Origin of the sequence: Legionella sp. ST3F1, from assembly GCF_048553315.1 — a bacterium.
Taxonomy (GTDB): domain Bacteria; phylum Pseudomonadota; class Gammaproteobacteria; order Legionellales; family Legionellaceae; genus Tatlockia; species Tatlockia donaldsonii.
This window is the reverse complement of record NZ_JBLZIO010000005.1, coordinates 25,234-38,324: the sequence shown is the minus strand read 5'-3', so window position 1 is coordinate 38,324 and position 13,091 is coordinate 25,234. Positions and strand designations below refer to the sequence as shown.

Genomic DNA, 13,091 nt, shown 5'->3' with positions numbered 1-13,091 from the left:
GATTTCTATCCGCTACCTTCAACCTTTAATTTATACTAAACTAATTTTTTAGTTAACCATAGAACTAAATCATCATCCACGGCATAGCGCCCGCCAGGGACAACATCATTGTAATGAGACGTTATCCCCAGGCCATCCGGTAGATATCCTCTTTTTATATAGAGTCTTTGCGCCTGCCCATAATCGCCATAAAGCCCAACCCCCAATCCACATCGAGTACTTTTTTTAGCACTCTCGTGTTCAGCCCGAGCGAGCAAACAGGAACCAATCCCCTTCTTACGATAAGGTGGCAATACATTCAGATCCATAATTTCCGGTATATTTTGATCTCGAAATGAGGGATAGGACGATAGCCATTTTAGAGTAACATAACCGGCCAATTCATCTTGGGAAAAAGCTAGCCAAATAATACGTTCCCCTCTATTTTGTTCAGCTAAATAGGTGATAAACGTTGAAGCAGGTTTTACCCAATTATGTCTGCTAAATTTTTCTACAATGGGCTGAATATCAGTTTGCATTAGCGATCTGAGATTAATCTTATTCTCATTTTCAATGACGGCATCAGATATATTTTTTGCCATATAGACCATTAGAAAATCATAGTTCTCTGGTTTTAAATTAAATAATGGAGAAAAACCTTGTGCTCGGTAAAATTGATAAGTCTTTAGATAATTTTTATCCGCTTCCTTTGGCGCTAATGTTTCCACTGTTAACGTAGAAGCATTTAATCGATGCGCATACTTCATTGCCGACACAAGCAGAAGAGCCCCTACCCCTTGGCGATGATTCTCGCGCATGACTCCCATCCAATAAATATTGGCCGTTGTTGGATAAGGAAAATCCAAACATAAAAGTCCTACATAATCATTACCAAGCTTTGCTGCAAAATTAATTCTATCCAGGACACCCATTGCATAGTGCTCATTACAGGCAGGTAAACCAAAATACTCAGGCAGATTTGCTGTAATCTTGCGACATAAATTTTGCGCAACTTTAGGAGAAAGCTGTTCAATGGTAATCCTCATTTTATCTCCTCAAACTATTTGGTCGACTTACAAATAAATAAGCATAACCTATTGGATATCTCTCTAAGGTAGTTTAAACCTAATTGGTAGGTTAGACTTGCCCCATGTGGTTTAAGGATAAAAATTGATGAACAGATTAAACAATAAAGTCATCCTGGTTACCGGAGGTGCTTCGGGTATTGGTGAAGCTGCTTGCCGTTTACTCGCCAAAGAAGGAGCGCAGGTTGCCTTACTCGATATCAATATAGAAAAGGGAGAAAAAATTGTTGCCGAAATCAATTCCCAAGGCTGGAAGGCTCAATTTTGGCCAATGAATGCCGTTATTGAGAAAGACGTGCAAACCACGTTTTATCAGATTAGTGAAGCCTGGGGTCGAATCAATGTATTAGTCAATAATGTAGGTATTATTGGCGATAATAAGCCTACTCATGAACTCACCGAAGCAGAATGGGATAAAGTAATGAACATTAATGTCAAAAGTGTTCTCTTCTGCACCAAACATGTGATTCCTCATCTGAGAGAAGCCGGTGGCGGCAGTATTATCAACATGTCTTCTTTACATGGTTTAATTGGTACACCTGATTACCCGGCTAACCACGCCGCTAAAGCAGCAATTCGCTTAATGACTAAAACAGATGCGATGCTTTATGCGAAAGACAAAATTCGTGTTAACTCTATTCATCCCGGTTACATTTGGACCCCCCTACTGGAAGAAGTAGCACGTAAATCCGCAATAGGCTATGAAGAATTTATTGCCCGGCACAATACAATTCAACCGATTGGCCATATCGGTCAACCAGAGGATATTGCCTACGCGATTGCCTACCTTGCTTCCGACGAATCGCGCTTTATGACAGCGAGTGAACTCGTCATTGATGGTGGTTTATCAGGTGGTCAGCTCGTTGCAAGCTGTTAAAAGTCTACAGAGCTTCGTTTCTTTGTCTTTTTCCTTAGCTCTAGACCCAAGAATGGTGTTCAGTCATACTAGTTCATGGGTTCCTTGTGGAACTGTGGGTTGGACCTTCTATAGACTTCTTCCGAAGAAATCTAGTGAATTATTTAAAGGAATAATTATGACATTTATCAAAAATATCGGTTTTATTTTTCTAGCAGTCTATTTAATCTTGGTTGCTCTTACTACTCTAGCACCAGGTATTGCCATTCCAAGTATCGTAGTGGCAATTGTCGCCTTGGTCGCTGCCATTTTTATTCTTATTGGTAAATAACGTCGTGTTCTACAAGCAACGTTCGCCGGGGTCCTTATTGTCCCGGCGCCTTTTATTTTCTTATTTTTTAATACCAATCACTAGAAATAATTGACCAGCTCAATTTGTTTTTTCTTTACATTGCTCTGCGGTTACATAAACAAGATAAGGTTGTTGTCCCTTTCTATCCACACGATAGATAAGTCCCATGTTATGTTGAAAAAATAAGGTGGCATCTTTGCTTTTACAAACTGCTTCCCCACTAAATATTTCATTCAACCTCTTCTGGACAAGGGTCGGACTCATTTGCAGAGAGGCCTGTTGGAGTGGATTCAAATTGACAAATCGATAATAGAAAACCATGTTGTTTCCTTCAACAGCGACCTTGTACCACTCCAATGTGTCCCCCCATTTTATGGGTAGCTTCTTATTTTTAGCCTGTATTTTTTTGACAAGTTGCTCACGAAAGTCATCTTTTATCGTTTCATATTCGTAGATGAGATAACTATCCGTTAATGATTTTAAAAAAATTAATGCAATAACTATTTTTGCCATAATTGGCCACAGTCGTGTCCCTTTATAGTTCGTTGAACTGCGGCCTGTTACAATCCATAAAAAAACGGTATACAGCAGCGCAACCGCCAGTATTAGATAAATAAAAGAAACGCTCTGTATCGAGTTAGAGCTGTAAAAAAACTGAATGAGATAAACAAAACCCTGAAGTAAAACTGTACCCCCTACAGCAAATACCCAAAATGTTAACCATAATGGGTACTCTCCCCGCCATAATTTTTTGAGCATGATTATCCTTTATTGAAAAAATTTCATGCGGCCAAGTTCATCGAACATCCACTAACGATTGCTAACAGATCATAAACACCTGCAACTACTTGACCCTATCCTAACATACCGTTATCGAGTTTCATGATTTGCTCTTCAGAAATTTACTTTATTCTGAACTCATCCCCTGTTATCGGTTTTTTATATGACTTTACTTAGGAGCCCCAGATTGACCAGGTGCCTTTTCAAGGCCCGAGAATAACTCTTCCACCCTTTTGAAACCCTCAAACCCTGGGTATTTTTTGCGTTCATCCCTTAGTACTTGAAAGGCCGATCTTCCTTGATTCAGATCTTCCCCAGCATGAGGATCAGCCCCATGTTCCAGAAGAAGGCTTACCATTTTTATTGCGTTATCAGCTTCATCGCCCCCGCGCCCTACTTCCTCTACTAACAGATGTAAACATGAAGTAATAGTATTATCCCAATTAACACTTAATAGATTCGGATCTGCCCCGTTTTCTACCAAAAAAACAACGAGGTCGCTACTCTGGTGATATACTGCATGGAAAAGCGGCGGGTTTTTATAGCTAGTACGAGCATTAATATCGGCTCCATGCGCTAAAAAAAACTGAATCGCCTTCTTATCAGTTTCCATTAATTTCTTCATTTTCCAACAATCAGCCAGGTATATATTCAATGCTAAATTACCTTGGCTGTCCTTCGCATTCACCACCCCACCGCAGTTGATGAAGCTGGCTAGAAGTAAATCAATATTTTCATCGCTACCTCTTGCCCATAAAAACCAGTTAATTAAAGGTTTTCCTTCGATTTCTAGACTAGTTATTAACTGTTTATAGGGATTTTTTGAAAAAAAATCCTCTATCACTTGGGGCGCACCCTCCATAAGGAGATTTCTCACAAGAAACTCCTCATTCTCTTGCTTATTCTGATTGAAAATTTGCAGTTGCTGCCAGGCCTCCGAATTCTGCAGTTCAGTAACGGCTTGATTAAATGGTTCAAGCGCTTTTGCATCAGTGAGCAGAGGATTAATATAAAAAGGCTTGGCGAGCCCTCCTTTAAATTCTTTCATGTAAGTAAATTCTTTTACTATTTCTTTGGCTAACTTGTCTTCTTCTCCCAGAGGAAAACGCTTTATTTGGTGTTCCATAGAATCAGCAAATAGCCATTCCTTTTTATTGGGGTCAAACCCCACCCCAATTGCATGTAGTGCGGTCTTTTCTGAAGCATACTGACCTGAACCAGGAACTTTAAAATAACTTGCGAATTCGAAAGACACGGGAGAATCCATCGGAGGCATTTTTTTTGCCATCAAAGATAACGCCTGACTTAAGGCAGTATGGTCAAAAATACCTGTAATTGCATTGGGATGATGAATCTTTTTCCCCATCTTCTCAAGCTTAATTGGCGTAAGCAGTTTCATGACCAAACGTGCATTTTGTTGATTAGAGGGCCGCGTATTCGGAGTAATCGAAGAAATATCATGAAAAACAGATACGGAGTCAAAATAAGCTTGACTTTGAAGAGCTGCATTTTCTTTATTAATAGAAATCTCTTTTACGCTATTTGTAAATTCTGTAATAAGCTCTTTTTTCAATTTTTCTAATTTGTTAAATTCCGTCTTGTCTTTTGCAAAACGTTCTTTTTTCAACATTTCTATTAAAACACCAACCGAATTATCTGGATGACTTTGCAAATCCTTTGGCGGATAGGAAGTATATATTTTTAACAGGGATTCTTTCGCTATCCCTTCAAGTTTTCTATATATTTCAGCTAATTTTATGGATCGTTGATTGAATGTCTCTAACTCTGCACCCAACATTGTCAATTGTGCCGAATAACTATAACCATAACAAAGACCTTGGGACGTTAGAGGGTAACCAAGGATGATCATAAGATTCATTAATTCCTGCATTGTCAAATAGAGATCACCTTTGTTGCTCATCGTCAATTCCTTAGTCCAACGAGACGTACTTTACAGAGTAGAATGAAGAGCAAATAATGATTAATTATAGGACAGCATGGAAATTACGACTTCATTACAAACAACCTTCAACATAATGTGTTTCCTGATTTCTACCACTATAAATTTGCGTGATTACTTTACCATCCGTTTCAAAGCGAATGGCACGATCCCTCCCTGTTTCAATAAGGGTAAGATAATGACCGTTTGGATCATAGTGATGGGGTTCAACTTCGAGCTTGCCAGCATATAAAGCCTGTACCTGCACTTCCGTATCGCCAATTCTTGCCCCTTTTGAGGTAGAAAAAGACGAGGAAGTTATATTAATACGCACAATTTTATCGCCCGAAATCATGAAGGATAAACCCTGAGTTCCTTTTAGGCTAACATAAAAACAACGTTCATCTTCGGCTTGATCTACCTCCGGTTTAGTCGAACCAAATTTCATGCCAGAGGCCTGCTCTGCTTGTTTTAAGGTCATACCAATTTGGATAGGCCCCAAACCCTCTGGCGATAATTGCCAATCCTTTATCGTTGCTGCAAAAAGACTGCTCACCAATCCCGCTGTTAAAAAAAATATAAAAATTATTCGTTGCATGCCCAACTCCGCTTATTCTGAAAAAAATCTCTGCTTCAGGTTAAATTATACGCCTTGCTAATGATAGTAGTTTAAAAAATAAAAATAGCAGGTTTTGATGGAAAATTATTCTTAATATTTCCTTAATATTTATTTAATTTAACTAAGATAGAATAGCAAGTTCTCTTTTATTTTGGTGGAAAAATGAAGTTTCTTATAAAGAGCATTGATGATAGTGAATTTGAATTATCTCTGGATGAAAAATCCACTATTCTCGATTTAAAATCACAAATATTAGACTATTATAAGAAAAAATTTGGAGATCTATGTACTGTTGAAGATATTAATGATCTACGCGTACTTTTTAATAGGAAAGCCTTGCTAACCAATCATGTTAGTTTGGGACAGTTATTCGATAGCAAAGAAACAAATCTTTTATATCTTATTGTCCCAAAACGTCATCGAGATCAGCGTTATATTTCTAAAGAAATCGGTGAATTTTTTGTGGATAAAATTACCAGCGACCTTAATTTGGTAGGTATCAAGAAAACGCTTGGTTATCTCACTACCCAGGAAATTGTTGAAGGCGGCTACAATATTGAAGAATTAAAAAACGCTTTTAGACAAAAAGGGATTACGACTTATATCAATGAGAGCAAAGGCTTTTTTTATGCCTATGATAAGCCTTCCCTGCAGGCGCTTTTAAACTCCAACCTTACTTGTTTAGAAAAAAATGGTTGGCCTGGAGACGTTGATGAGTTTGTTCGGCAAGTGTGTGAGGTTACAGCCACAGAACCAGGGTTATGGAACCTAATTCATCGGGCATTTACGGATACTTCCTGTGTCTTATCTGCCAAGACACTAACTATTTCGGAAGCGCTACCCATCAATTTGTTAATCAGCTCCCAAACAAATAGTGGCCTTTTGGCTCGTCCGAACGATGAGCAGGAACCACCAGAAAAAATGAGGACAGTCACACCATCCAGTACATTTGCTTAATATCCTTGTTAAAAAGGACGTTAAATCGCCCCTCTCTCCAGAAGCAAGTTCTTAATTTGAATTTTCTCAGGCGTATTACAAAGAGCAAGGGGCGTTTGTTGTTTGCTATCAGGCGCATTGAAATCAATCGTCGTATTTGCCAATAACCAACGCACTGTTTCCAAATGCCCGGCGAGTACAGCATAGTGCAGTGCCGAATAGCCTTCACTATCAATAGCATGTACGTCCGCCCCTTTATCAACCAGCACGTTTAAAGCCGCATTATTTCCTGCCTGTGCTGCTAACATGATAGCGGTGCGTCCTCTCCCATCAAGCACATTAAGATCTTCGCTGGCATCACAGCAAAGAATAGTAATGTCTTTATCACTATAACGCGCTGCATAATGAAGCGCTAATCGTCCCTTGCTATCCGCCAAGGTGGTTGCTTGCTCCATTGCCAGCAGACTACGGACACAATCGATTTTATTATTTAAAATAGCGGTATGGATTGGATAACAGAAATAATTATTTTTAATCAAGGCAAGCTCGGGATTTGTTTTCAGGACCTCTGCCAATAAAGTAGAAAAATCGTGAATTGCCATCAAATGGAGTACTGTATCTCCACTAATATCTTGATGCTCCAGTGTTTTTGGTGACTTCTCTCTTAATAGTCTAAAAATTCTTGTTTTCTTTTCTTTTAAGTCATCTTCATAAAGCATTGGCATTTCTAAAGCACTAAAAATAGGTAGCTGCGACTGTTTATTAGGGTTGTCAAAAGCCGCCCCCAGATCAAGCAAAACCGAAACAGTATAAAAATGCCCTGCCAAAGCAGCGATATGCAAAGGTGTATTTCCATGAGCATCGGTTTTATTTAATAAATCGCGTTGTGGATTTAAGGAAGCGATTGCTTGATCGAGCCCCAAAAAGGCGGCTGCCTGGATAGCATTCCTCCCCTCAAACGCTGCTACCTCTTTCCCGAGATCCAGAGGAATATTAATTAGAAACTCTTCGAGGTAGTCTGTTGCCAGTTCCTCATAGTTTTCATAGTTATCCTCTAACTTATCAGTAAAGCGGATATCTCTGGATACTTTTTCATAACACCATTGTGCTAAAATCTGGACTCTCTCTTCATCACTCTGCGTTGAATTAAGGCCTAATTCTTCATATAAGGCATTAAATTCCATCATTACTCCTCTAAGTCATCGCTATGTTCACCACGCACATTGTGATGAGGCAGATATCATCCTACTCCACAGTATAGAATATTCGCTGGAACTGGTAATTATTTTAAATAGATGACATAGTCCCCTAATTAAGTAAATATCCATCCTAAAATACCTCTATGAAGAATCAATTAGTTATTATTGGCGATACCAATACAGGTAAAACTCAACTCATACACCATCACTGCAGCTATAATTACGACCCCACCCCAACTATTGGTGCAGAATACGTATTTCGCCTTAAATCCGATTGGTTAAGTGCCTGTTGGGATATGAGTGGACACCAACGCTATAAGGACATCCATCCTTTTTATTATCACTATGCCCAAGGCATTGTTGTGGTTTTTGATTTGACGAATAGAGCAAGCTTTTCCCACGTCGAACATTATGTCAATGATGCCCAAAGACATGCCATGAAAAACCCGTTTATTATCCTGGTCGGGAATAAGTCGGATCTTCATAAACAACGAGAAATAAGTCAGGATGAAATTGATGCACTAACAATAAAATTACAAGCAGAAGCCCATAATATTATTGCCTATGTTCAAACAAGTGCGCTGACTGGTGATGGGGTTGATGAATTATTTCGCTATATCAAGAAAGCATTCACAAAAAATAGCTCGCGTTTTGAACATTCATTTTTTGCAAAAAGCAACGTCGTGAATATGCCCGCTGATATAACCGATGAAGAGATGGCAGATACCTATTTAGCAAACAGGAGCGACTCTGACCTGGCTCAAGGACATCGGTAATTGCTTTATTTCGTTGACTGCCGTCCCTGTAACTTACTGATGGCCTCTTTTAATCCAGTCGGAGAACCTATTTCATAAAAGCGTTCAAATACTTCATAACCATACAACTCTCCCCGAAGTGATAAATCATGGAAGAGTTCAGCCAGGTCAAACGGTTCTCCCTTAGGATAATGCGCCAGGAGAGATGCAGACAAAATGCTTAATCCATAATCAATATATTGCATAGTAGAAGAGGGGTTCTGTTTGTTATATTCAATAATGTTATTGTCCTTAAATAGGACATTACTGATGTCCCCCCGATTTTCATTTTTAAATACTGTCATTAAGGCAAGCTTTCCACTTTCATGAAAACTTCGCTCTACGGCTTTGAAATCAATAGGAAGATAGGAATCACCATAAAGAATAAAAAAAGCATCACCTAAAAGCGCTAATGCTTGTCTTAATGCTCCCCCCGTCCCAAGAAGATGAGGACCATCCCAAGAATAACGTATTTGTAAATCGTAGGCAGAACCATCCCTTACGATGGCTTCAATCTGCTCACCCAAATGCCCCACACAAAGAACTACCTCTCTTATTCCTTGCTTGCGTAAATAACGGAGTTGATGATTAATAAAAAATTCGCCTGCTACTTTTACCAATGATTTAGGAATTTCCTCAGTAACAGGAAGTAAACGGGTCGCGAGCCCGCCGGCTAATAGGGCAACTGGTAAACTCATGTAAGACGTCCTCCCTTTTATTTAGGTCAATTGAGTGGCTAGTGCTCTGATAATATTTGCAGACAACTAGATATAATGATATCAATGAAATTCCCATCTCATGGGAGTATCGATTTTTGGATAGGCCATTAACAGATGATTAATAAGCAAAAAAACAATACATCGTCTCGTCTTGCAGTCATTGGCGCAGGACCATCGGGTCTGGCTGTTAGCCTTTTTCTAAAGGATACACCCGAGATCCTGGAAAGTAAAAATCATGTTGGCGGACATGCCTCATCGTTCCTCGCCAATGGCTTTACTTTTGATTATGGCCCACACATTTTATTTTCTCGTGATCAAGACATTTTAGATTTTATTGTTGCCACCTTGGGTGAGAATGTTGCCCGGTGTCGACGTAACAATAAAATCGCCTATAAAGACCGGTTGCTTAAATACCCTTTTGAGAATGATTTAAAAGCACTATCCCTGGAAGATAATTATGACTGTATTCGTCATTTTATTTTTAATCCTTATAAAGAAAAATACGCAAACCCAGCCAATATGAAAGAGTGGTTTTTAAAAACCTTTGGCGAAGGGATTTGTTCACGCTATTTATTTCCCTACAACGAAAAAGTATGGAATATCCCGGTAGAACAACTTTCAATGTCCATGGCTGAGCGTATTCCTAATCCTCCCCCGGAAGACATCCTCAAATCTTCTTTGGGGTACACGACTGAAGGTTATTTGCATCAACTCTATTATTTCTACCCCCAAACCGGCGGTTATCAAGCGATCAGTGAAGCCTGGAAGAAAGCGAATCGCATTAACTATCAATTTACCGTCGATAAGGTCCAGTTCATTAACGGCAAAATCAGATTATTTGATCGGCACGGCAGCATGAAAGAATATGATCAAGTTATCAGCACCATGCCTGTTCACCACCTCATTACCAAGTTAGATATCGCGATACCTGATGACATTCGATTCGCTGTGGAACAATTAATTGTTAACCCGATGTATGTTGTTTCGTTTGGTATCCGTGGCGTTGACAACAATCAATATACCGCGGTTTATTTTCCAGAAGCGGAATTCCTGGTCAATCGAATCAGCTATCCTTGTACCTTTTCTGCCGCCAATGGGCCCGAAGGTCATTGGAGTTTACAAGCTGAAATCACTTGCGCTAAAAATTCCGCAACCTGGAACAGGCCCGATGCGGAAATATTAATGCACACTAAACTAGGTTTACAAAAGCGAAAACTATTGCCTCCTGACGACGAAATTGTTTTTGAGAAAATTGACCGTGTAGAGCATTCTTATGTTGTCTATGACGTCGGGTATGAAGAAAATATTGCTAAAGTAAGGGCCTGGTTTGCCAACCTGGGAATCTATTTGTTAGGCCGCTTTAGTTATTTTGAATATATCAATGTCGATATGGCAGTCGACAGGGCCATTAAACTCGCCGCAACATTAAATGGCGATAAAGTAGATTGTCACCAAACAAAATTAGTCTATTTAAAAAATGCCCTAACTAAACTAACCGGATCTGCTTTATGCCAGATGTAAATTTCATTTTGGATTTTCAAAAAAATAAAGATTACCCCTATCTGGAAGAAATCAATGAAGGTATTGTAAAGCAAATACCCCCTGCCAAAGGATCAGCAGCGATTTTAGACGTCGGTGCAGGGAGAGGCCTCTTGGGTGCCGCCTTAGTCCAGCTTGGCTATGAGGTGTGTGCTCTGGAATCAAATGTCTTGATTGCTGAAGAAGCAAAAAAGAGAGTTCATCAAGTTATCTGTGCTGATCTGCATGAAGTGGCAACCGTGCGAGAGGTGTTGCAAGGTAAAAAATTTAACTACCTTGTTTTTTCTGATGTGCTGGAACATGTTTATGATCCCTTACAAATTTTGCGAGATTATCAGGAGTTTCTCCAACACGATGGGAAAATCCTGATCTCACTCCCCAATGTAGCAAATTGGCTTAATCGCTTACGTCTTGTTTTTGGCCTCTTTAATTACGAAATGACAGGCGTCATGGATCGTACCCATATACGCTTTTTCACCTTTCGTTCCGCTAAAAAGATGGTTAAAGCCAGTGGTTGCAATATTGAAAAGGTAGACTGCACACCATTCCTGGTGAGGGCTTTCCTACCCATTATTAAATCTCTAATCGGCCGTCAAAAAAGCGGGGATACAAACTCCATTATTACCTCACCTTATTATCAATTTTATTGTAAATTCTTATATCCTATTGAATATTGGATTAGTCGACTGATACCTGGCTTATTCGCCTTTCGTATCATCTTGGTTGCAAGCAAAATAGCTGGAGAAAAAACTGAATGAGCTTAACAACAGATCCTACAGGGAAACGCGTTACTGTTGCCATGATTACCAAAAATGAAGAAAAAGCCGTAGGAAGGGTTATTCAAGATATCAAACAGGTTGTGCCTGACGCTGAAATTGTCATTATAGATTCCAGCGCCGATCAAACAGCAACGATTGCCGAAAAAATGGGAGCAAAAGTAATTCGCCAAATTCCGCCCCGTGGCTATGGTCCAGCTATGGAACGTGCCTTACGAGAAGCAAGTCGCGAAGTGATTATTACTTTAGATTGCGATAATACTTATCCCAGCAAAAAAATTCCTGAACTTGCCTCATTAATACTCGACCAAGGCTACGACCTGGTTGATGCATCGCGACTAGGAAAAAAACCAGAGGCAATGCCCTGGTCTAACTATGTTGGTAATGTCGTGTTTGCCTGGCTAGCCAGTCTATTATTTTTTAGGCATCTAACCGATCTGCACAGTGGAATGCGAGCTTACCGAAAAACCATGATTGATGCTTTACAATTCGACGCCCAAGGCGCAGCCTTACCTGTTGAACTACTATTAAAACCAATCATATCTGGTTATAAAGTACATACCGTGTTTATTGATTATCATGAAAGAATTGGACAGAGTAAAATGAATGCCTTGGATACGAGCTGGTGGACCATAAAACGCATCATTAAAGTCAGGATGCATTCATAAATTATCCTTGGGATTCTGTAGCCAAATATAAGTTAACTTTTTGATTTTTATTATTTTGTTCTTATAAATTTTAAATCTTGATTCTTAGCAAATTGCGGAACAAACCTTTTGCAATTACAGAAAAAAAGACTTACATTACAATTGACGCCGGTTACGTCCTAGCTGGAGAAATCCCCAATAATTTAGTTTAAGCCTGTATTTGATTGCATGAAGCCGAAAAATCGTTAATGAAGAAGAACCATGATGGTCTATACCAAACAACATTTGAACGAAACAATAGAAATTCTTAATCAGCTAGATATTAGTGCAATTGAACAAATGGTTACTTGCCTTGCTACCCTCAAAGAGACAGGAGGACGCTTATTCTTCCTGGGTGTAGGAGGAAGTGCCGCCAACTGCTCACATGCAGTCAATGACTTTCGCAAGATTCTTGGTATTGAAGCCTATACACCGACTGATAATGTCGCAGAACTGACTGCACGAACTAACGATGATGGATGGGCAACAACCTTTGTAGAGTGGTTAAAAGTCAGTAAACTTTCAAACAAAGATATGGTGTTTATATTCTCCGTGGGAGGTGGCAATTTAATTGAAAATGTCAGCCCAAATCTTGTGATGGCCTTAGAACATGCAAAAACAATAGGGGCAAAAATAACGGGGATTGTAGGGCGAGACGGGGGTTATACGGCTCAAGTAGCGGATGTCTGCATTATTATTCCAACAATTAACAAGGAAACAATAACACCGCATACCGAAGCGTTACAGGCAGTGGTTTGGCATTTGTTAGTGTCCCATCCAACATTGAAAGACAAAACTAACATGTCGACTCGGTTTACCTGAGGAGCTCTTC

Annotated in this window: 14 protein-coding genes; 8 read left to right on the top strand and 6 right to left on the bottom strand. The window is 39.5% G+C overall.

Features of this window, described 5'->3' with window-relative positions:
* Nucleotides 1-35 precede the first annotated feature (35 nt).
* Nucleotides 36-1,025 (bottom strand): GNAT family N-acetyltransferase, encoded by a 990-nt coding sequence (locus tag ACN4Z1_RS05245; RefSeq protein WP_228364384.1) that lies wholly within the window; start codon nucleotides 1,023-1,025, stop codon nucleotides 36-38.
* A 127-nt stretch (nucleotides 1,026-1,152) separates the two neighbouring features.
* Here ACN4Z1_RS05245 and ACN4Z1_RS05240 point away from each other — a divergent pair, with 127 nt between their 5' ends.
* A complete protein-coding gene (locus ACN4Z1_RS05240) occupies nucleotides 1,153-1,941 on the top strand; it encodes an SDR family NAD(P)-dependent oxidoreductase (RefSeq protein ID WP_419386171.1) in 789 nt (262 codons plus the stop codon).
* A gap of 157 nt (nucleotides 1,942-2,098) precedes the next feature.
* Nucleotides 2,099-2,251 carry a hypothetical protein gene (locus ACN4Z1_RS05235; protein ID WP_019217514.1) on the top strand — a complete coding sequence of 51 codons (153 nt, stop codon included), beginning with the start codon at nucleotides 2,099-2,101 and terminating at the stop codon, nucleotides 2,249-2,251.
* A gap of 99 nt (nucleotides 2,252-2,350) precedes the next feature.
* Here the strand turns inward: ACN4Z1_RS05235 and ACN4Z1_RS05230 are convergent, their stop codons facing one another.
* From ACN4Z1_RS05230 to ACN4Z1_RS05220, 3 genes are all read right to left on the bottom strand, one after another.
* On the bottom strand, nucleotides 2,351-3,031 hold the full coding sequence (locus ACN4Z1_RS05230) for a hypothetical protein (protein ID WP_228364386.1): 681 nt from the start codon (nucleotides 3,029-3,031) through the stop codon (nucleotides 2,351-2,353).
* 190 nt (nucleotides 3,032-3,221) lie between these two features.
* Nucleotides 3,222-4,973: an ankyrin repeat domain-containing protein gene (locus ACN4Z1_RS05225; RefSeq protein ID WP_419388057.1), complete on the bottom strand. Its 1,752-nt coding sequence runs from the start codon at nucleotides 4,971-4,973 to the stop codon at nucleotides 3,222-3,224.
* Between the two features lie 94 nt (nucleotides 4,974-5,067).
* On the bottom strand, nucleotides 5,068-5,589 hold the full coding sequence (locus ACN4Z1_RS05220) for a hypothetical protein (protein WP_228364388.1): 522 nt from the start codon (nucleotides 5,587-5,589) through the stop codon (nucleotides 5,068-5,070).
* Nucleotides 5,590-5,772: 183 nt separating this feature from the next.
* On the opposite strand from ACN4Z1_RS05220, the gene ACN4Z1_RS05215 reads away from it, so the two are divergent.
* A complete protein-coding gene (locus ACN4Z1_RS05215) occupies nucleotides 5,773-6,567 on the top strand; it encodes a hypothetical protein (RefSeq protein ID WP_419388058.1) in 795 nt (264 codons plus the stop codon).
* Between the two features lie 20 nt (nucleotides 6,568-6,587).
* Here ACN4Z1_RS05215 and ACN4Z1_RS05210 read toward each other — a convergent pair whose 3' ends face one another.
* Nucleotides 6,588-7,733 carry an ankyrin repeat domain-containing protein gene (locus ACN4Z1_RS05210; RefSeq protein ID WP_419388059.1) on the bottom strand — a complete coding sequence of 382 codons (1,146 nt, stop codon included), beginning with the start codon at nucleotides 7,731-7,733 and terminating at the stop codon, nucleotides 6,588-6,590.
* Nucleotides 7,734-7,888: 155 nt separating this feature from the next.
* On the opposite strand from ACN4Z1_RS05210, the gene ACN4Z1_RS05205 reads away from it, so the two are divergent.
* Nucleotides 7,889-8,521, top strand: coding sequence for a Rab family GTPase (locus ACN4Z1_RS05205; protein ID WP_419388060.1), 633 nt, complete (start codon nucleotides 7,889-7,891; stop codon nucleotides 8,519-8,521).
* A gap of 5 nt (nucleotides 8,522-8,526) precedes the next feature.
* Here ACN4Z1_RS05205 and ACN4Z1_RS05200 read toward each other — a convergent pair whose 3' ends face one another.
* The gene (locus tag ACN4Z1_RS05200) at nucleotides 8,527-9,237 is read right to left on the bottom strand and encodes a nucleotidyltransferase family protein (protein ID WP_419388061.1); all 711 of its coding nucleotides are present in this window, start codon (nucleotides 9,235-9,237) and stop codon (nucleotides 8,527-8,529) included.
* Between the two features lie 135 nt (nucleotides 9,238-9,372).
* Here ACN4Z1_RS05200 and ACN4Z1_RS05195 point away from each other — a divergent pair, with 135 nt between their 5' ends.
* The 4 genes from ACN4Z1_RS05195 to ACN4Z1_RS05180 all read left to right on the top strand — a co-directional run bounded on the left by ACN4Z1_RS05195 (nucleotide 9,373) and on the right by ACN4Z1_RS05180 (nucleotide 13,081).
* Nucleotides 9,373-10,779: a protoporphyrinogen/coproporphyrinogen oxidase gene (locus tag ACN4Z1_RS05195; protein WP_115220872.1), complete on the top strand. Its 1,407-nt coding sequence runs from the start codon at nucleotides 9,373-9,375 to the stop codon at nucleotides 10,777-10,779.
* Nucleotides 10,767-11,555 (top strand): class I SAM-dependent methyltransferase, encoded by a 789-nt coding sequence (locus ACN4Z1_RS05190; protein ID WP_419388062.1) that lies wholly within the window; start codon nucleotides 10,767-10,769, stop codon nucleotides 11,553-11,555. The genes ACN4Z1_RS05195 and ACN4Z1_RS05190 overlap by 13 nt, the downstream gene beginning before the upstream one ends.
* Nucleotides 11,552-12,241, top strand: coding sequence for a glycosyltransferase (locus tag ACN4Z1_RS05185; RefSeq protein WP_419388063.1), 690 nt, complete (start codon nucleotides 11,552-11,554; stop codon nucleotides 12,239-12,241). The genes ACN4Z1_RS05190 and ACN4Z1_RS05185 overlap by 4 nt, the downstream gene beginning before the upstream one ends.
* A gap of 240 nt (nucleotides 12,242-12,481) precedes the next feature.
* On the top strand, nucleotides 12,482-13,081 hold the full coding sequence (locus ACN4Z1_RS05180) for an SIS domain-containing protein (protein WP_419386164.1): 600 nt from the start codon (nucleotides 12,482-12,484) through the stop codon (nucleotides 13,079-13,081).
* The last annotated feature ends 10 nt before the right edge of the window (nucleotides 13,082-13,091 follow it).

Bases quoted from the DNA above. Each gene is read 5' to 3' on its own strand.
- ACN4Z1_RS05220 (WP_228364388.1), bottom strand. From the start codon at position 5,589: ATGCAACGAATAATTTTTATATTTTTTTTAACAGCGGGATTGGTGAGC.
- ACN4Z1_RS05215 (WP_419388058.1), top strand. From the start codon at position 5,773: ATGAAGTTTCTTATAAAGAGCATTGATGATAGTGAATTTGAATTATCT.
- ACN4Z1_RS05180 (WP_419386164.1), top strand. From the start codon at position 12,482: ATGATGGTCTATACCAAACAACATTTGAACGAAACAATAGAAATTCTT.
- ACN4Z1_RS05195 (WP_115220872.1), top strand. From the start codon at position 9,373: ATGATTAATAAGCAAAAAAACAATACATCGTCTCGTCTTGCAGTCATT.
- ACN4Z1_RS05190 (WP_419388062.1), top strand. From the start codon at position 10,767: ATGCCAGATGTAAATTTCATTTTGGATTTTCAAAAAAATAAAGATTAC.
- ACN4Z1_RS05230 (WP_228364386.1), bottom strand. From the start codon at position 3,031: ATGCTCAAAAAATTATGGCGGGGAGAGTACCCATTATGGTTAACATTT.
- ACN4Z1_RS05205 (WP_419388060.1), top strand. From the start codon at position 7,889: ATGAAGAATCAATTAGTTATTATTGGCGATACCAATACAGGTAAAACT.
- ACN4Z1_RS05240 (WP_419386171.1), top strand. From the start codon at position 1,153: ATGAACAGATTAAACAATAAAGTCATCCTGGTTACCGGAGGTGCTTCG.
- ACN4Z1_RS05210 (WP_419388059.1), bottom strand. From the start codon at position 7,733: ATGATGGAATTTAATGCCTTATATGAAGAATTAGGCCTTAATTCAACG.
- ACN4Z1_RS05235 (WP_019217514.1), top strand. From the start codon at position 2,099: ATGACATTTATCAAAAATATCGGTTTTATTTTTCTAGCAGTCTATTTA.
- ACN4Z1_RS05245 (WP_228364384.1), bottom strand. From the start codon at position 1,025: ATGAGGATTACCATTGAACAGCTTTCTCCTAAAGTTGCGCAAAATTTA.
- ACN4Z1_RS05200 (WP_419388061.1), bottom strand. From the start codon at position 9,237: ATGAGTTTACCAGTTGCCCTATTAGCCGGCGGGCTCGCGACCCGTTTA.
- ACN4Z1_RS05185 (WP_419388063.1), top strand. From the start codon at position 11,552: ATGAGCTTAACAACAGATCCTACAGGGAAACGCGTTACTGTTGCCATG.
- ACN4Z1_RS05225 (WP_419388057.1), bottom strand. From the start codon at position 4,973: ATGAGCAACAAAGGTGATCTCTATTTGACAATGCAGGAATTAATGAAT.